16 protein-coding genes and 1 pseudogene are annotated in these 18,305 nt (G+C 65.0%); 5 read left to right on the top strand and 12 right to left on the bottom strand.

The annotated features are described in order from the left end of the window. Positions 1-32: 32 nt before the first annotated feature. Positions 33-1,229 carry an alpha-hydroxy acid oxidase gene (locus BM43_RS02950; RefSeq protein ID WP_036053991.1) on the bottom strand — a complete coding sequence of 399 codons (1,197 nt, stop codon included), beginning with the start codon at positions 1,227-1,229 and terminating at the stop codon, positions 33-35. 111 nt (positions 1,230-1,340) lie between these two features. Here BM43_RS02950 and BM43_RS02945 point away from each other — a divergent pair, with 111 nt between their 5' ends. Then, entirely contained in the window at positions 1,341-2,240 is a 900-nt protein-coding gene (locus BM43_RS02945; protein WP_036053992.1) for a LysR family transcriptional regulator, read from the top strand. 264 nt (positions 2,241-2,504) lie between these two features. Here BM43_RS02945 and BM43_RS42130 read toward each other — a convergent pair. From BM43_RS42130 to BM43_RS02935, 3 genes and pseudogenes are all read right to left on the bottom strand, one after another. After that, positions 2,505-2,945: pseudogene (locus BM43_RS42130) on the bottom strand (cytochrome-c peroxidase); the annotation flags it as partial. A gap of 225 nt (positions 2,946-3,170) precedes the next feature. Next, positions 3,171-3,566 carry a DUF4087 domain-containing protein gene (locus BM43_RS38230; protein ID WP_226285050.1) on the bottom strand — a complete coding sequence of 132 codons (396 nt, stop codon included), beginning with the start codon at positions 3,564-3,566 and terminating at the stop codon, positions 3,171-3,173. Between the two features lie 245 nt (positions 3,567-3,811). Next, on the bottom strand, positions 3,812-4,621 hold the full coding sequence (locus BM43_RS02935) for an alpha/beta fold hydrolase (RefSeq protein WP_036056898.1): 810 nt from the start codon (positions 4,619-4,621) through the stop codon (positions 3,812-3,814). Positions 4,622-4,733: 112 nt separating this feature from the next. Between BM43_RS02935 and BM43_RS02930 the strand changes: the two genes are divergently transcribed. Beyond that, positions 4,734-5,717 (top strand): LysR family transcriptional regulator, encoded by a 984-nt coding sequence (locus tag BM43_RS02930; RefSeq protein WP_036053997.1) that lies wholly within the window; start codon positions 4,734-4,736, stop codon positions 5,715-5,717. Here the strand turns inward: BM43_RS02930 and BM43_RS02925 are convergent. Beyond that, on the bottom strand, positions 5,666-6,088 hold the full coding sequence (locus tag BM43_RS02925; protein WP_036054000.1) for a winged helix-turn-helix transcriptional regulator: 423 nt from the start codon (positions 6,086-6,088) through the stop codon (positions 5,666-5,668). The genes BM43_RS02930 and BM43_RS02925 overlap by 52 nt on opposite strands. A 105-nt stretch (positions 6,089-6,193) precedes the next feature. Between BM43_RS02925 and BM43_RS02920 the strand changes: the two genes are divergently transcribed. Beyond that, positions 6,194-7,078: an SDR family oxidoreductase gene (locus BM43_RS02920; RefSeq protein ID WP_036054002.1), complete on the top strand. Its 885-nt coding sequence runs from the start codon at positions 6,194-6,196 to the stop codon at positions 7,076-7,078. Positions 7,079-7,676: 598 nt separating this feature from the next. Then, positions 7,677-9,194, top strand: coding sequence for a sensor domain-containing diguanylate cyclase (locus tag BM43_RS02915; protein WP_042285150.1), 1,518 nt, complete (start codon positions 7,677-7,679; stop codon positions 9,192-9,194). Between the two features lie 153 nt (positions 9,195-9,347). On the opposite strand, the gene BM43_RS02910 is transcribed toward BM43_RS02915, so the two are convergent. From BM43_RS02910 to BM43_RS02900, 3 genes are all read right to left on the bottom strand, one after another. Further along, positions 9,348-10,934, bottom strand: coding sequence for a methyl-accepting chemotaxis protein (locus BM43_RS02910; RefSeq protein WP_036054004.1), 1,587 nt, complete (start codon positions 10,932-10,934; stop codon positions 9,348-9,350). A 402-nt stretch (positions 10,935-11,336) separates the two neighbouring features. Continuing rightward, positions 11,337-12,590, bottom strand: coding sequence for an arsenic transporter (locus tag BM43_RS02905; RefSeq protein ID WP_036054005.1), 1,254 nt, complete (start codon positions 12,588-12,590; stop codon positions 11,337-11,339). Beyond that, the gene (locus BM43_RS02900) at positions 12,587-13,816 is read right to left on the bottom strand and encodes an MFS transporter (RefSeq protein WP_036054006.1); all 1,230 of its coding nucleotides are present in this window, start codon (positions 13,814-13,816) and stop codon (positions 12,587-12,589) included. Before BM43_RS02900 ends, BM43_RS02905 begins: the two co-directional genes overlap by 4 nt. A gap of 683 nt (positions 13,817-14,499) precedes the next feature. Here BM43_RS02900 and BM43_RS02895 point away from each other — a divergent pair. Further along, positions 14,500-15,279: an EAL domain-containing protein gene (locus BM43_RS02895; RefSeq protein WP_042285146.1), complete on the top strand. Its 780-nt coding sequence runs from the start codon at positions 14,500-14,502 to the stop codon at positions 15,277-15,279. Positions 15,280-15,342: 63 nt separating this feature from the next. On the opposite strand, the gene fliL is transcribed toward BM43_RS02895, so the two are convergent. The 4 genes from fliL to BM43_RS02875 form a co-directional block, all read right to left on the bottom strand. After that, a complete protein-coding gene (gene fliL / locus BM43_RS02890) occupies positions 15,343-15,840 on the bottom strand; it encodes a flagellar basal body-associated protein FliL (RefSeq protein ID WP_036054007.1) in 498 nt (165 codons plus the stop codon). A gap of 468 nt (positions 15,841-16,308) precedes the next feature. Continuing rightward, positions 16,309-16,764: a homoprotocatechuate degradation operon regulator HpaR gene (gene hpaR, locus BM43_RS02885; RefSeq protein WP_036054008.1), complete on the bottom strand. Its 456-nt coding sequence runs from the start codon at positions 16,762-16,764 to the stop codon at positions 16,309-16,311. A 35-nt stretch (positions 16,765-16,799) separates the two neighbouring features. Beyond that, positions 16,800-17,354 (bottom strand): hypothetical protein, encoded by a 555-nt coding sequence (locus tag BM43_RS02880; RefSeq protein ID WP_036054010.1) that lies wholly within the window; start codon positions 17,352-17,354, stop codon positions 16,800-16,802. Between the two features lie 50 nt (positions 17,355-17,404). Next, a complete protein-coding gene (locus BM43_RS02875) occupies positions 17,405-18,178 on the bottom strand; it encodes a hypothetical protein (protein ID WP_036054011.1) in 774 nt (257 codons plus the stop codon). Between the last annotated feature and the right edge of the window lie 127 nt (positions 18,179-18,305).

The following is an 18,305-nucleotide window of genomic DNA, read 5'->3' as shown; positions in this document are numbered from 1 at the left end:
TGCTCGCCTCTGCCGAAGCTCGAGGCCGAGGCTCAGACACGATGGCGCACGATGTGCCGTGGCCCTAGCTCGGCGCAACGCGTCACGCCCAGCATGGCGAGGTTGCGGTCCACCTCGTCGCGCAGCAGACCAATGGCGTGGGCCACGCCGGCTTCGCCGGCCACGGCGGCCGCATAGTTGAACGGCCGGCCCACCAGCACCATGCGGGCGCCCAGCGCCACGGCCTTGAGCACGTCGGAGCCTCGTCGGAAGCCGCCATCGATCAATACGGGGTAATCGGGCCCGACAGCAGCCACCACCGCTTCAAGCACACGCATGGGCGAGACCGCGCCGTCGAGCTGGCGGCCACCGTGGTTGGACAACACGATGCCGTTGGCGCCGACGCGCCGGGCCTCCAATGCATCCTCCACGCTGAGTAGCCCTTTGACCACCAGCGGCCCTTTCCAGCGTCGACGAATGGCTTCGATATGGCGCCAGGTCAGATGGTCACGTGCCGAGAAATCGCGTAGCACGGTTGACGACATGACAGGTGCGCCGCGAATGGCGAACGAATTCTCGAAATGCGGCATGCCGTGGCGCAGAAGCGTGCGCAAAAACGTGCCCGCCACCCAGCGTGGCCGCACGATGCCGTCCCAGACGAGGCGGACGTTGGGGCGTAGCGGAGTGGAAAAGCCGGTGCGGATATTATTTTCGCGGTTTGCGGCAATCGGGATGTCGACCGTTACCATCAACGTACCGAAGCCAGCGCGCTCCACACGGTCGACCAGCGCATCGATGCGCGCCTGATCTCCAGGTATGTAGGCCTGGAACCACGTCGCCGGGCTTTCGCGCGCAACCTCCTCCATGGGGATCAGCGAAGTGCCGCTCATGATCGACACGATACCTGCCTGCTGCGCGGCACGCGCCAGCACCAAGTCGCCGCGATAGGTGGTCAGTGCATTGAGTCCCATCGGTGCAATGCCGAACGGGCTGCTGTAGCAATGACCAAACAATTCCACCGTCTGCGAGCGCTGCGAGACATCGCGCAGAACACGGGTCGAAAACGCGTAGTCGTCGAACGCCGCCCGGTTCTCGCGTACCGATGCGTTGTCTTCGGCCGCGCCAGCGATATAGCCGAATATGGGTCGGGGCAGGTGCCGACGCGCCGCGGCCTCGAAGTCGTGTAGCGCCAGCATGTCGCGCAGCGCAGGGGGCAGCGTCATGGATGAGGGTTCAGCGTAAGAGGCCATGGCAGAGGTACGGGTTGCCGCAAGAATTAGCGACACTGTAGGGATACGACTTAGCCACTTAAAGCGAAATATGTAGAATTCATTTGTTCGCTTTATTGAAACAAGTCAGCCATGCCTCAACCCTCTATCAAGCAGCTCGAAGCCTTCTGGTGGGCCGCCACCTGCGCCAATTTCGCCACCGCGGCCGAGCGCGTGCATTTGTCGGTGTCGTCGCTATCCAAACGCATCGCCGAACTTGAAGCGACGCTAGGTCAGCCGCTGTTCGACCGCAGTGGTCACCGCGCCGTGTTAACCGAGGCGGGCGAACGCCTGCTACCCGCGACGCTTGGCGTGCTTAACGCCATGGCGGTGCTGGGTCAGACCTTGGATGCGCGAGCGGAGCTGGTCGGTCACTGCCGCTTCGGGGTTGGCGATCTTTCAGCCTTGACGTGGTTGCCTGCTTTCGTGGCAGCGGCTCGGCAGGCGCATCCGCAACTCGGGTTCGAGCCCTACGTGGACGTTGGCGGTGTACTGGAGCGCCGGTTGGCCGATGGCGAACTGGACTTTGCCGTGATCGCGGGTCGCTCCTCGCGCGGCGAATTATTGTCGCAGCCAGTCGGCGCCGCCCACTTTACCTGGGCCGCCGCGCCTGGCCTCACTGACGGCGGCCGAATGGATGCGGCGACGCTACTGCAAAGACACCCGCTGGTCACATTGCCACAAAGTGCAGGCACGACCCGCCTGTTGGACGATTGGCTGTTGGCGAACCGTGCCACCGTGCACGAGCGTATCGCCTGCAATAGCTGGGGTGCCGTGGCGGGCATGCTGCGGCAGGGCGTGGGCGTGGGTTTTTTGCCCGCGTCCTGGGTAAACACACTCAAGCTGCGTACCGTGGCCACGCTCGAACCCCTTGCGCCGCTGCATTACGCCTTCCAGTGGCGGCGTGGGGATACGCGCGCCTTGATCACTGCCCTGCAGCCATTGGTTCAGGCACATGTGGATTTCTCCGGCTCCCCGCGTTTGCCGATGTGAGTCCGTGATGCACGGACGAACAGCGCGTGACCGGCGGCATTAAGCGAGCATGTTCGGGCGGTTTGGGTGGGTGCCCTGGGCCTGCTGCAGAGAAGCGCCATCCGAACGGCTGTTTCGCGTCGAGTCGAGTCGGTCGCTGCCTCGGCGATATTGGCCATGCAAGGCGCTTGACTGCCGTGCCCGCTTGAAGGCGCAAGCTCTGCCTGTCGGTCTTTTCGTGTTCGAGGCAAACCGCTGGCAAGCCCGGAATCCGTCGCCAGCGGCTCAGTAACAACGTCCGCACGAAAGCCGGTCACCTTCCCCCACCTCACCCGCCTTCTCCGAATACCCATCATCCAGCGTCTTCAAAAACGCGATCACATCCCGGATCTCCGCCTCGCTCAACGCCGGCTTTCCCCCCAGTTTCCGATCGAACGGCGCATCCGCCACATCCGCGTTCTCACGGTACCTCACCGGCAGATCGTCATACTTGTCCACCTTCCCATTCGCCTTGCGCGGATACCATTTCTCCGGATTCGTATCCCGCTGCACATAAAATCGCATCACATCCTAGAGCGTGTGATACCGCCCGTTATGAAAGAACACGCTCCGCGACGCCGCATTGCGCAGCGTCGGTGACTTGAACATCCCGCAGAAACTCGTTTCCTTGGCCAGTTCCGATCGGCCGCACAAGCCCAGGTCGTAATGATTCGGATCCCGATTGCTGTCGCCGGCATCGTCGTCTGGCTCGCAAACGTAGCCATCACATGCTTGCGGGCCCGTCGCGCGCGCACCTGACTGCCAAACATCAGCATCTTCGAAAGATCACCAACATGAACTGGATCATCGGACGAGGCTGCCTGATCGCGATAGCGCTCGGGGCGACGACTGTTACCTGTACCCCGCCCCATTATCGGACGAATGATTACCCCTCGTCACACACCGAGGCATTCACGGCGCAGGCAGCGAACGATCCGCCTTGCAGCGCTTCAACGGGAGCACTTTCGCCGAATGAACACGGGTAACCGTGCTGCTGCCTTTGTCCGTGTCCATATCGATGCAGGCGCATCCATATCCATGCCCGCCTGCGTTGGTGACGACCCAATCCCGCGATGTCATGTCGGGAAGATTGTCGAAGCCGGGAACCGGCTTGTCTCCCATGGTCGACAGCGTCCAACTCCCATTCTTGTCGTCGAGCCACCAGTTGGCGGGCGTCGGATTGTGCAGCCAACCACAACGATTTTCCCGCGTCTGCGCAAACGCATGACTATTGAGCAAGGCAATCGATAGACAAACGAGAAAGGCACGTAGCAGATGGCGGCAATTCATAACGGAAGAAATTTCCAACTCACGGATTATCGGAAGTCGATGACACCGGCTTCGGCGCGGGATCGGCCAGCCACTCATCTTGCCCGAGTGACCGCTCTACTACAACCTGTCTCGTCTGCCGCAGAATCCATGTGGCCGGCCCGGAAATGAAGTAAAGAGAGACGCAATCCTATCCGCCGCGATGCGCGTTATAACATTCGAAGGGCTCGCCAAGCCAACCGCGACGATTGCCACGGCGGCGGGGATCTCGAACGAATCCTCATTCACCTATTTGAGCGCGGCTTCTCTCCCTTCATCCCCGCTCCGTCCAAGAATCGATCAACTATCCGCGCGAGCTCCGCCGGCGCTTCGAGCGGCAACAAGTGCCCGGCTTCCGGCACGACATGCATGACCGCTTGCGGAATACGTGGCAGCAACTCAGCCTCCAGTGTGGCGATGGAATCCACTTGATCGCGCTCGCCGGAGACGACGATGGTGGGCACATCGATCGACAGCACTGTCTCGGCAATATCCTCGAGCATCGCCACGTTCGGCCACGCAGCCTTTGCCTGCGGCGCGCCCTTGAGGCTATCTTCGATCACTTGCTCGCGGCGGGCGGCATCCAGTTTCCTCGCCGTGAGAACGTGATCGATGACGAACTCGACCGATTCACGCGATTGATACGCACCCGCCAGCATCGCGCGTTGCTCCTCGGGAAGCATGGTCGATGACGGCGGCGACGGCGCAACCAACACCAGGCCTTCCAGCCCGCGCGGCCGACGCGACGCCATCAGCTGCGCAACCTTGCCGCCCATCGAATGCCCCACCAACACATAGCGCCGCAAACCCAATGCATCGATGACACCCTCCGCATCGGCGGCAAGGTCGGCGATGCGGTAACCGTCCACCGGCGCCGCGGAATCGCCCCAGCCTCGATGATCGGTAGCGACGATTCGATAGCGGTCCGCCAACTCCGTAGCTACCGCGTCCCACGTCCGCGACGAGCCTCCGTAATAGTGGAGGCACACCAGCGCCAGTTCCCCACTGCCCTGCTGCTTGACATGGATGCGCGTGCCCTTGGTTTCGATGTCCATCCAGATACTCCTCTCGGTGATGTGCCGCCATCGTAGATCCGAGTCTTTCATTCGATAATTGGCGATAGCGTATGGACAGTCGATAATCATGCTATCGAATGAGGAACAGGAAATGGACCGACTGACAAGCCTCGCCGTGTTCGTCGCCGCGGTGGAAGAAGGCAGCCTGGCAGCCGCCGCGCGCCGCTTCGGGCTTTCGCCGGCGATGGCCGGCAAGCACGTGAGCGCGATCGAGGCGCAATTGAACGCGCGGCTGCTGCAACGAACCACGCGGCGCTTGAGCCTGACCGACGCGGGCCAGACCTACTACGAGCGCAGCAAGCAGATCCTCGACGCCTTCGACGACGCCAATCGGGAAGCCGGCGATTCGCAGGGCAAGGCGCGCGGCGTGCTGCGTGTCGCGGCGCCCGTCACGTTCGGCGCGATGCATCTTGGCGAGGTAACGGCGCGCTATCTGGAAGACCATCCCGACGTGAACGTGGAGGTCACGCTCGGCGACCGCTATGTCGACCTGCTCGATGCCGGCATCGACGTGGCGATCCGCATCGGGCGGCTGGACGATCCCGCGCTCGTCGTTCGGCGGATTGCGCCGTGCCGGATGGTGGTATGTGCATCACCGGCCTACCTGGAACGACATGGCACGCCGCGCACGCCTCGCGACCTGCGCCAGGCGCCGCGGCTGGCGTTCAGCGAGGCCGTGTCGGCCGGCGACTGGACCTTGTTCGATTCGAGAAACCGCGCTCATGTGATCGACGGCCCTTGCCGGATCGCGGCCAACAACACGCAAATGCTGCTATCCACCGCGCTGGCCGGCGCCGGCATCGCCTATGGCCCGAGCTTCGTGTTCGGCGAGCATCTTCGGCGCGGCGAGCTGGTGGCGCTGCTGCCCGCCTATCGCGCCAATGAGCTGGCGATCCAGGCGGTCTACCCGAGCGCGCGACGCATCCCGCTCAAGGTGCGCCGCTTCGTCGATTACCTCACCGAAGCATTCGGCGACGAACCGCCCTGGGATCAAACAACGAAACCTGGCAACCGGCGCGCGTCTCAAGCAGCTTGCGCCTCGCCATCGAAACGCAAGCGCGCCGCCGTGACTTGAGCGTGATGGTCGTCGGCCCACCGAATCAGCACGTTCAAGGCCGCGAACATCGAGCGGCCGAATTCGGTGAGGCCATACTCGACGCTCGGCGGCTTGGTCGGGAAGACCTCGCGATACACATAGCCGTCTCGTTGCAGATCGCGAAGCGTCTGCGTGAGCATGCGCTGCGAAATATCGGGCACCAGGCGGCGCAATTCGCCGAATCGATGCGGCTTTTCGGCCAGCGCCGTCATCAGCAGCGTGCTCCATCGCCCATTGATCACATCCATGACGTCGCGCACCGGACAGTCCGCCCACAGCGGATACTTGGCCCGCGCCTTTTCCAGCCGCGCCTTGATCGGGCATGCCGGCATCTCGGTGGTGGTTCCCATTTGGTAACTATCTCCTCAAAAACTGCCTTCTTTACCGAGGGTCGAGGAGGCCCGATGATCGAGGCACTCTCGAAACGAGACTAACACTCGGAATAAGGCCAGTCCATGAACGACACCATTTTCGTCACCGGCGCATCCGGCCATCTCGGCCGCCTCGTACTCCAGCATCTGCTGGCACGCGGCGTCACGCCGGCGCGCCTCATCGCCGGCACACGCAGCCCGGAAAAGCTTGCCGATCTCGCGGCGGCAGGCATCGCGGTTCGCAAGGCCGACTTCGGGGACCGGCAAGGCTTGACCGAGGCGTTCGACGGTGTCGGCACCGTGCTCGTCATTTCGACGGATGCACTGGAAGAAACCGGAGCACGGCTGAAGCAGCATCGCAACGCGGTTGCATCGGCGGCGGCGGCAGGCGTCGGCCGCCTCGCCTATACCTCGCAGTTCAACCCGGCCAGTTCGCTGCTGAGCTTCGCGAACGATCACCTGGAAACCGAGCGGGCCATCCAGGCCAGCGGCCTGCCGCACGTCATTTTCCGCAACGGCTGGTATCACGAGAACCTGTTGATGTCGCTGCCCGCCGCGCTGAAGCTCGGCCAATGGCATTCGGCGGCGCAAGGCGGCAGAACCTCCTACGCGGCACGAGAAGACATCGCCGAAGCGATTGCCGCCGTGCTGGCCGGCTCGGGCATCGATAGCCGGATCCACACACTGACCGGCTCCGAGGCGCTCAACCGCGAGGAAATCGCGGAGCGGGCGCGCCGCGCGACGGGCCAACCGCTTACCGTGGTGAACGTGACGGACGAGCAATTCGCCGAAGGGCTGAAAGCGGCCGGCGTGCCCGGCGCGTTCATTCCCGTCCTGGTGTCGATTGAGGCGGAGACCCGGGCCGGCAATCTGTCCATCGTCACCGATCACCTCGCGTCGCTGCTCGCGCGTCCGCCGAAGCGGCTCGCCGACCATCTGGACGCGGCCAAGGCCAGCTACCTGGCTTGACGTAGGCCGCCGGGGCGCTCGACAGGATTCGTCGCCCCGGAGCGCGGGACACTCGTGGCAACACGAAGTTTTTCGTCGGTGTCCCGATCATGCGGTGCGAGGCATCGACGAGGTCGATCCGCACCCTGCGGAGCGCCGCAGGCAAAGGACCGAAATGAATCGCGTCCACCCGCGCAGGTATCCCGCGCCATGTGTCCGTCGCCGATGGCAACATGCCGATGTCCGATCCCGGGCTTCAATTCGGTGACCGCCCCGCCGTTGACCTCGGCGTACAACGGCAGGGGCATCCTGTTCTCTACGCAATACGCCAAATAAACATAGTCGCCTTCCGAAAAATAGGAAGGAGACCAGAAAGTGTCGATCTCGATGAGCGATCGGCCAAATATGCGGTCCCGAGATACGAACTCCGGCGAACGGCCAGGCTCGCGCATACCGCGCTGAATGCCCGTCGGCCGACAGCGTCGCACCTGCGCGACGGCTACCCAATAACGATCAAACGCTAACCGCATTACATGCTTTAATTGCGCCTGCCGCGCCCCACCGCGGATGCCCACGTAAGTGTTGAAAGCCCCACGTTCGTTTTCATCCGAAGATAAGCATGTCCACCTCAAACTCGATCGGGAAAATCGCCGACTGGGCTGGAAAGAATTTTCTGATCGTCGGCATGTTGGGCACCTTGATGTCGGCCGCGGCCTTGGGAATCAGTATCATGACGCTCGCTGCCACGCGAAGTGAAGTCATCGATCATGCCAACGAGAACTCGCGCAACGTCACCGCGGTGCTGGTCAGCGAAATAACCAGGACCGTCGAAACCGCCAACACCGCCTTGATGAGCCTGACGGCGAATCTCGGCAACCCCGCATTCCAAAAAATGGACCCCCGCCTGCGGCATGACCTGCTGTTCGAAAGAACCGCCGCGCAGTATGTCACCGGGATGGGCATCACCGATGCGCGGGGCAGGCTGGTCGACGGATGCTGCGGCAACACGCATAAATGGGATTTCAGCGACCGGGACTACTTCACGGTGCACCGCGATGCCCTGGACATCGGGCTGTACGTATCGGAGCCTTACCAAGCGCGCTCGCGCGGCGGCACACGGTCGATCGCCCTGTCTCGCCGAGTCGAGGGACCGAATCATGCGTTCAACGGCATCGCGGTGGTCGCCATCGACCTGGCCTACTTCGACCAGCTGCTGTCCCGCTTGAATGTCGGCGCCCATGGCGTCAGCGCCGTGGTGCGCACGGATGGCGCCATCCTGGCAAGAAATCCCCCCGTCAGCGAGAGCCAGATGACGATCCTGCGCGACTCCAAGACCTTCGCGCGCATGGTAAGCAGCCACTCGGGCTTCTATGCCGCACGCTCCATTGTCGACGGTACCCTGCGCCTGTACACGTTCCAGCGCGTGCCCGGCACCCCGCTGATCGCGGTGATCGCGCCTGCCAAACGCGACGTGCTGGCTGACATCAGCCGCATGTCCTGGAAGGTCGGCGTGTCAGCCGGGGCGATCAGCGCCTCGTTCTGCGCGGTGGTCTGGCTGCTTGCCTTCGCCTTGCGCGACAACCTGAGAAAACAGCAGAGACTGACGGATCTCAGCCACACCGATGCCTTGACCGGGCTGCTGAACCGCCGGGCACTGGATGCCGCGCTGGACGACGAATGGCATCGGGTCCATCGCGGCAACACCTGCATGTCCGTCCTGTTCATCGACGCCGACCACTTCAAGCAGTACAACGATGTCCATGGCCATGCCAGGGGCGACACCGCCCTGCGCTTCCTGGCCGAATGCATACGCAAGCACGTCAGGCGTCATGGCGACATCGCGGCGCGTTACGGCGGGGAGGAATTCGTCGCGGTGCTGGCCAATACCGATGAGAACGGCGCGGCACGCGTCGCGGAGGCCATTCGACAGGAGATCGAAACGAACCGGCTCGCGGGTTTCCCCGAGCCGGTACCTGCCTTCACGGTCAGCATAGGATGCGCGACGGGCCGAGCAGGACGGCCAGCCTCGGTCGACGCCCTCTCGCATCGAGCCGACCTGGCGCTCTACGAGGCCAAGCGACAAGGAAGAAACCGGGTATGCGTGGCGTCGATGGAGGATGACGAGGCACCCGCCTGACGAAGTGCCCCTCGCGATCGACGTCGTCGAGCTTGCGCGGCTTACCCGGCCCGGCCGCCTCCGGCAACCGTCATGCCTCGAGCGATGCGATTCCCCTTGCCGCTCGCGCCGCCGGCGCGTCGCGAGCGAACGCGGCCAGCAGGCGAGCCTTGTTCAATGCCCGAATACCGCGGCATCGATCCGGAACAGCGAGATCGCGTGACTCAACTGCCGCCCCTGATCCTCCAGTGATTTCGAAGCCGCGGCCGCCTCCTCCACCAGCGCGGCGTTCTGCTGCGTGACCTCGTCCATCTGCGTCACGGCCAGGTTGACCTGCTCGATTCCCCGGCTCTGCTCGCTCGACGCGGCGGCGATCTCCCCCATGATGTCGGTCACCCGTGCCACCGCCTGGGTCACCTCGGTCATCGTCTTGCCGGCCTCGCCCACCAACTGGGAGCCATCCAGGACCTTCTGCACCGACGAGCTGATCAACTCCTTGATCTCCTTGGCGGCCGCCGACGATCGCTGGGCGAGGCTGCGCACCTCGCTGGCCACCACGGCGAAACCGCGGCCCTGTTCACCGGCCCGGGCCGCCTCCACCGCCGCGTTGAGCGCGAGGATGTTCGTCTGGAACGCAATGCCTTCGATGATGCCCGTGATGTCGGCAATCTTGCTGGAACTCGCGCTGATCTCGTCCATCGTGCCGACCACCTGGCTCACGACGCGATTGCCGCGACCCGCCACTTCGGATGCATTGGCGGAAAGGCCGCTCGCCTGCTGCGCGTTCTCCGCATTCTGCCTGACGGCGGAGGTGAGTTCCTCCATGCTCGCCGCGGTTTCCTGCAGCGACGCGGCCTGCTGTTCCGTGCGCGAGGACAGGTCCACGTTGCCCGACGCAATCTGGCTCGAACCCGTGGCGATACTGTCCGCGGCCGAGCGCACCTGCCCGATCAGGCCGACCAGGCTGCGCTGCATGGCGCCCATCGAGGCCAGCACGCTGCCGGCCATGGCGCGCTCGGCACCGGGTACCGGCCGAAGATCGCCCTCGGCCACCCGCATCGTGACTTCGCTCAGTTCGGTGGGATCGGCGCCGAGCGCGCGCAGGATACCTCGCGTGATCACCACGCCGGCCAGCACCGCCAGCAACACCGTCGCCAGGCAGATGCCGACCAGCAGGTTGCGCTGTTGGTGAAACTGCGCCGAGGAAGCCTGGACCCGCTGCCCCTCCTGCTCGCGCACGAAGCCGCCATAGTCGTTTTCGGCCTTGATCAGCGCCGACAGCAATGGCCGGCACTTCGAGGCGATCGCCGCGATCGCGGCGTCCCGCTGCCCGCTCACGGCCAGTTGCGCGATGTCGAGCGACACCGGCCGGTATTGGGCTTCGATCCTCGGAAGTTCGGCCGCCAACTGCCGCCCCCGCTCGCTCATGTCGGTGGCGCTGGCCACCAGCGCATTGAATGCGTCGAGGGTTTGCTCGACACGGCGTTGCGCATCGGAAACCGCGGCCTTTTCGATCTCGATGTCGGCGGGTGCGGTGACCAGCACCAGGTTTCTCACGGCCATGGCCCGATCGTCCACCGCGCGCCGGACCGCCTGTGCCGCGTTGCCCCGCGCATTGACGCCCTCGACATAGCTGGAGAAGCGTTCATGCGATTCGACGATCCCGCTCAGCGAGAAGCCGGAAACGATCACCACCATCGCCGCCAGAAAGCCGAAGGCGACCGTCAATTTCGTTTTGACTGACCATTTATTGATATTCATTTTCTACCCCGATTCTCCAAATCCAAGCACCTGCCACCCCATCCTCCCGAAATATCATATAAATCGACATCGGGAACATTTTGCGGTATTCAAGCCAGTCCGCACCGGTGTTAACGGAACCGGCGGCAAGGGCTTTAGCTCTTGACCAGCGCGGGATCCCGTGTAAACGTCTCTTGACCGAAAGAATTCACATTGATTTTCAATTCATGACGAATTGGAAATCATTGGACGAATTATCGGACTGACACTATCGTCTTATTAATTCGAGGATCGAGATCGGAATTGAAATTCGAGGCATTGATATCCGCCCGCGGCACCGCGTGCAGGAACAGGGGAAACGAGATGCCGCGGGGCCGGCCGCGGCACATCGATGAAGCGGGTCGCCGCAAGGCACGCGCCGGCTCAGCCCCCGGTCAGCAGCCGTGCGCCCAGGGCCAGCGCGAGAGCCGGAAGCATCACCGCGGCGCCAACCGCGAGGAACTGCATGAAGCCGACTTCCTCGCCTTCGCGGCGAATGGCCGAGAGCCAGAGAATCGTGGCGAGCGAGCCGGTGATCGACAGGTTGGGCCCGAGATCGACGGCGATCAGCAGCGCATCCACCACGCGCTGAGGACTATGTGCCGCCGCCACGGTCGCACTCGCGATCAGGCCGGCCGGCAAGTTGTTGATCGCGTTGCTGCCCAGCGCGAGCGCCCCGCCGGCCACGACGGCGGCCAAGCCCTGATCGCGTCCGGCAGCCGATGCGAGCAGCCGTGACAGAACATCGATCACGCCGGTATGCGCCAGCATTTCCACCAGCACGAACAGGCCGGCCACCAGCGGCAGCACGCTCCAGGAAATCTCCCCGAGGAACGCGAAGGGAGAGCGACGCTCCTTGAGCAGCACCACCAGCGCGGTCAACACACCGAGCACCGCGGTGGGCAGGCCGAGCGGCAGATCGAAGGCGGACACCACCAGCAAGGCCACCGCCGTCATGGCGATCCCGGCCAGCGCCACCTTGCCGCTCGAGCCGAGTGGCTCGACGGGTGGGTCCGTCGCACAGGCACCGGCGAGGTGCTCGCGTTGCGTATGGCGCAGCATCCAGAACGTCGCGAGGATCGACAGCGCCGAGGGCAAGGCAAAACGGACCACCCAGGTACCCAGCGCCGGCGTATGGTTGCCGTACAGCACGAGATTGGCCGGGTTCGATATCGGCAGGACGAAGCTGGCCGCGTTCGCGACGAAGGCGCATGCATAGAGAAAAGGCAGCGGCCGAGTCCCGGCACGCCGCGCGGCGGCGAACACCGCCGGCGTGAGCACGACCGCCGCGGCATCGTTCGAGAGGAAGGCCGTCACGCCGACGCCGACCAGGTACACCAGCACGAACAGCCGGCGCGGCGAACCGTTTGCATGCAGGACGGCCAGCGCCGCGACCCAGTCGAACAGACCCTCGCGACGGCCCAGCTCGGACAGCAGCATCATGCCGGTGAGAAACAGGTAGACGTCGCCGCCCTTGCAGACAGCCTGCCACGCGAGATGGACCGGGAGCAGGCCGAGCACGACCAGCAGCAGTGCCCCCGTGACCGCCCAAACCGCCTCGGGCCAGCGAAAAGGACGCAGGATGACGCCCGCGGTCGAGCTCAGCGCGATACCCCAGGCAAGCCAGCTTGAATTCATCGGACGAGCGGCGTGTCTTCGACAAGCGCGGGGAGGCCGCAGGCGCGCTTCAGCGTCGTGCCGAAGCAGAGCCAGAGCGCCAGCGAACCGACCGACACCCCGCCGAGCGCCAGGAACGCGGCGCCATACCCGAGGTGCTGCGCGAGGAACCCGCCCAGCGCGGGGCTCAACGCGGCGCCCATGCCCTGGACCGTCATGACCACGCCCTGGCCGACATTCACGCGCCCCGTACCCTGCAGCAGACGAACCACCAGCGCCGGAACGGCCACGCTCTGCAGCCCGGCACCCACGCCGTCGAGCACCTGCACCGGCCAGACACCCCAGGCGGTGATGAAGCTCGCGGCCACCACCCCGCGCAGCGGCAAGGCGAGAAAGGTGAGCAGGATCACACCCCAGTAGCCGATGCCGCGGATCAGTCGCGGCGCGATGCAGGCGGCGACGATCATCACCAGTTGCGCGACGACGATGGTCTGCGCGGTCAGCACGCTCGGATCGCCCTGTCGGGCGGCCACCACCGCAAGACCATAGAGCGGCAGCATGGCGGCATTGCCCAGATGGAACAGCGCAAGCGCCACCGCGAGCAGCAGCAAGGCACGGTTGCCAAGCAACGCACGCGCGCCGCTTGCCGGCCCGCCCTGCGCCGACGAGGTGGCGTCCAGCCCCCTCGCCCGATCATGGTCGATCGCCTCGCGCGGGATAAGCAAGGTGGTGACGATCGCCAGCACGGCAAACACGCCGGCCAGCGCGAATACGGCACCGAATCCGAAACGCCAGCCGAGCCAGCCCGACAGCGCCGCCCCGGCCACGTTGCCCGCGTGATTGGCCACCTGGTTGCGTCCGAACTGCCGATCGAAGTCGCGTTCGCTGACCATGCCGAGCGTCATGCCGAGGACGGCGGGGCCGAGCACCGCGCCGGCCAGCGCGGTGAACACCTGCGAGACGGCCACCACCCAATGCTGCTGCGATATCCACAGCACCAGGGAGGCGAGCGTGGTGGCGAGCGCCGCCGCCACGATGAGGCCGCGCTTGTGCCGGGTGGCATCCACCAGGGCGCCGGCGGGTGAGGTCGCCAGCATGCCGGCGATGCCGCCGAGCGTCATCACCGCGCCGATCGCGTCCGGACGCCAGCCCTGCGCCTGCAGGAAGACGCCCAGAAACGGGCCGATCCCGGCCTGCACGTCGGCCATGAAGAAATTGAGCCCTTCAAGGGCATACCGGGCTCTCATGGTTCGAGCTGCCAGGAAAGACGCCGCGGCAGCCGGACCTGGCGCGTGGCGGGCGTGGCGAGCGGTTCGGCAGGGCCTTCGGAGTCGATCCAATCCATCTCTTGATCCTCGTGTGCGATTCTCGGCGGGGCGAAGCCCGATCGACGGCGCGTATGGGCAACGGGGCAAACAGGGTGTCCCGAGGCCATGGACAGGGCGGCCTCGGACCGGCGAATCGAGGCGGCCGGCGGATTCGTCGATCGTGGAAATGCGAAGCAGGATGCAAACGTCATGCCATCCGGAGCGGGGCCCCGGGATCGGGGCATGCGAAGCGCAAGCGGCGGCGCATGTGTCAAGCAAGCGGACGTCAGCCGTCCGATCCGTTGACACATGTCGCCGACATCGAGGACCGGCGCCGGATATCGGACTGAAAACGCGTGCCGGACGCGTGATTTCAGGCAGTTCGACTGCCTCGGAGCTACGTATCTCGTGTACGATTTGCCCAGCCGTCGTCCACGCTGTTCGATGTGGTGGCAAGCATCGAGCAATTGGATACGGTCGCCTCCTGAAAATTTCGGATGGCTGATTAACCATGCAGTGAATGGCGAACCGCGACGGCGTCGAACGGCAACACCCGGACACGGTTCCCACATGGACTCGTCGACAGGCGGCCCCCGCTCCCTTTCCTCACATGGATGTATTCGATGACTGCCTCCCCCGCCGACCTGCCCGCTCTCGCTGTCCGGAACAGCCACTGTTCGAGCTGCCGCGACGACGACAAGCTCGATGTCGACATCACCTTCGCGTTCCAGCCGATCGTCGACGTGCGGTCGATGCGCCCCTATGGCTACGAGGCCCTGGTACGCGGCCCGCGGGGCGAAGGCGCGTCGAACGTGCTGTGCCAGGTCAACGCGGACAATCGATACCTGTTCGACCAGCACTGCAGAACGACGGCGATCCGCCAGGCCTCCGAACTCGGTCTCGACACCTATCTGTCCATCAATTTCCTGCCGAACGCGGTTCATCATCCCGCCGCATGCATCAAGCGCACCTTCGAAGCCGCGGAGCGGCACGGTTTTCCCGTGGAGCGGATCATCCTGGAGACGGCGGAAAGCGAGAACATCGCGGATCGCCCGCGCCTGGTGGAAATATTCCGGGCATACAAGCAATTCGGCTTTCAGACGGCGATCGACGACTTCGGCGCAGGCTACGCCGGGCTTTCGCTACTGGCCGACTTCCAGCCCGACCTGATCAAGCTGGACATCGAACTGGTGCGCCGCGTCGACGCCGACCCCGTTCGTCAGCACATCGTGCGCGGCGTCCTGGCGATTTGCCGCGATCTGGGCATCCGCGTCATCGCGGAAGGCGTGGAGACGCCCCTGGAACGGGACTTCCTGCTGGCCGAGGATGTGGTCCTGATGCAAGGCTATCTTTTCGCCAGGCCCGGCCTCGAGTCGCTGCCGCAACCGTCACGGTCGTCCTGAGCCCAGGTCCGGCGGGACCTGCGCACTCGCGGCGAGATGCCGAACCCGGCGCGCCGTGGCGAGCTACTGCAGGACAAAATCGGTGATCAGCACCTCGTCGACGCGAGCGCTGCGATTGCCCGGCTGCGTCGGCCGCTCGATCAGGGCGCGCAGCTGGTCGACGAGCTGGCGTTTGTCGTCGAGCGTGGCGAGGTCCTCGGGATGCTTGTTCGACAGGGCCATCAGGATGCGGCTGCGGATCTCGGGCATATGTTGCGTCAGGTAATCCTGGGCGGTCGGATCGGTGAGCTTCAGGGTCAGGCAGATGCGCACGTAGTGCATCTCGTCGTCGGACTGCAGGTTCACCGTCATGGGATCGAGCGGGAAGTACACCGGCGTGGAAAGCGGCGGCGGGCCGGCTTGGGCGGCCTCGGCCGTGCCCTCGTGCCTGACGAAGGCAAACCAGGCCGCGCCCGCGCCCGCGGCGGCGAGGAGCAGGCCGATCAGCCCGAACAGGATGAAGCGCTTGGCCTTCCCCGTGGACGGGTTCGAGGGGACGGCGGAGGCGGTCGTGGTAGCCATGTGTTTTGCTCCGAGAGGGCGTGCCGGCCAAATTGCCAGGCCGAGGGTGGGTCCCACGGTCCACGGCAGGTACGTCGTGTCGGCAATCCGGCCGCGTGGTTGTTATTGGATGCGAGTAGGACGATTCGATCTGGTGGATCGCCAAGAAGGCAGCAAGCTGCGAGGAAACGGATTACAGGCGTTTTGAGATTGACATGACGAATAGCGGCCCCGGGACGAATATCACAACGCAGATATGCCGCGACGCGACGGCGTACGGCGGACGATCAGGGCAGCGCGCCAGGAAACACGATCGATGCGAACGCCTCGTACGCCTTTCACCGAACCGCGGCTGCCGCGTTAACCATACGGTATAACGGCAGACAGACATCGATCTGAAGGGAGAACGCACGACATGCCGAGCGTGATCCCGGTCGTCAGGCCGACCGCCCGCTGCATGGCGGTCGATTCCCGACACCTCGATCCGGTTCAGGCCGATGAAAGGCTGCCATCGCCTTCATCACGGCCGACTTCCTGCACACGACGCAGTGCCGCGTAAATTTCCTCCAGCTTGCCACGTCCGAATTTCGCCTCGATCGACCGGTATTGCGCCTCGATTCGAGGTTGTATCCTGCCGATCAGGCTTCGGCTGCGCACCGTCAACCTGATTTTCGAGCGCCGCAAATCCAGCGCCGAGCGCTTTCTCGTGATCATGCCGTCACGTTCCAGGCGCTCGAGTATGCGAGTCAGGCTGGGATGGAGAAGGCAGCATTGCTTCGCGATTTGCCCCGCCTCCAGACCTTCCCCGGACACTGCTTCGAGGAGACGGAGAATGCGCCATTGCTGCTCCGTCAGCGAATACTCGTTGAGGATGGACCGAATCGGAACCAGCAAGGCCTCGCGCGCCTCCAGAAGCGGGATGATCAGTCTGTAAATATCGCTCATATCAGGCACGTGGTGTCGGTCGCTCGGTGTCTATGTCACGCGGGGGCGTCGATCAGCTCGGCGATCTCGTCCACCTCGATGGTGCGGCCGCGACGGTTCTCGATGCCCCGGCCCCAGGCCTGCACCCATGCACCCGGCACCAGATAGGACCGCAGCTCGCCGGCCGCGTGCGGCGGCATGCGCAAGGAGGTGCCGTCCTCCAGCAGCGCCCCGCGCAGCTCCCCCTTCGGGCCGTACAGCGACAACACGACTTTTCCGCCCGTCTCCATCGGTTCGTGCTCCACATGCGGCCTGCCATGTTTTTCGCCGTCGCGCTGGGGACCTTCGTCCAGTATCACCGCGCCTTGTCGCGTCACGAGCTCCACCGCCGCGATCAGGTCCGCGCCGCGCGGCTTCACCCCACGCACGCGGATCGTGTCGCCCACCGCCACGTGCCGCTCGATTCGCTTCGACAGATGCGGCGGCACATGCACCAGGCGCATGTCGCGCGTGCCGAGCACGATGCCGTCGATTTCGCCGTGCGGGTTCAGAAGAAAGCGGCTTACCGTGCCGCGCGTTTCGGGAAGGCCTTCGGGGTCGATCCAATGCATGTCGTGATCCTCGTTCGATGTTCGTGAAAAGCATGAAGCCGGGCGATCGTTCAGGGTGCCGGCGGCGGGCTGTCGTAGAGCCGGCTCAGCTTGCCCGGCGGCCCGAAGGCGGTCGCCTGCAGGGCCGTGCCGTATTCGTTGCGCGTGCCGTATCCCTGCGCCGCCACGCTCGCGCCAACGCGCAGGAGCTGCGGAAATTGCTGCGCCACCGGTGGCGTGAGCTTGATCGAGGTGCCGTCGGTGAGGATCACGCCATCGGGTTCGCCACGCGGTGCGGTCGTGACGTGGGCCACCTCGCCTTGCGCGCTGAGCGGCGACAGGCCCGCGCCGCGCAGGTCGCCCGGCGTGGGCGGCGCGCCCGGCGGCGGCGCCTCGGCAAGCTGCCGGCCGCTTCTCGCGTCGGCGACGCGCTGCGCGACGAGATTGCCAACGGCATCGCGCGTGCCCGTCACCTGCACGGTGTCGCCGGGCCGGATCGCGGCGGCCAGCCGGGTGCCGGCGCGCGGGCCGACGTGCACGATCGCGCCGTCGCGAGTCAGGAAACCATCGACCTCGCCATCGGGATTGGTCAGGAAGCGCGATACGGTCGCCTGCAGGGTCACGGCCGGGCCCGCGTCGGCGAGCGGCTCGGGAAGCGCGCCGCCGCGGGGCGGCACCGGCGCGAGCGTCCCCGGCGGCGGCAGCAGGTGGGCGGCGGCCGGCGGGGCGTCGGAAGACGGTTGCGCCTGGCTGGCGCTGCTTGCGGCCAGCAGCGCGAGCACGCCGAACGCACCGAGAAGGTGGGTGGCAAGGCGTTTGACTGGGTAGGTCGATATGGCTTGCATGATTCGCTCCGTTGCGAGACGCGAATCATGTTGCAAGCGCCGTGCCACCCGCGCGAGGCCGATGGATCAAGGCGCTCGGGCCTAACGCGCCGGTCGGGGTGTCAATCAGGCGGACGACAACCGTCCG

It is taken from the genome of Burkholderia gladioli (assembly GCF_000959725.1).
Classification (GTDB): Bacteria; Pseudomonadota; Gammaproteobacteria; order Burkholderiales; family Burkholderiaceae; genus Burkholderia; species Burkholderia gladioli.
Note: the sequence above shows the minus strand (reverse complement) of the source record. Positions and strands in the feature narration are given on the sequence as shown.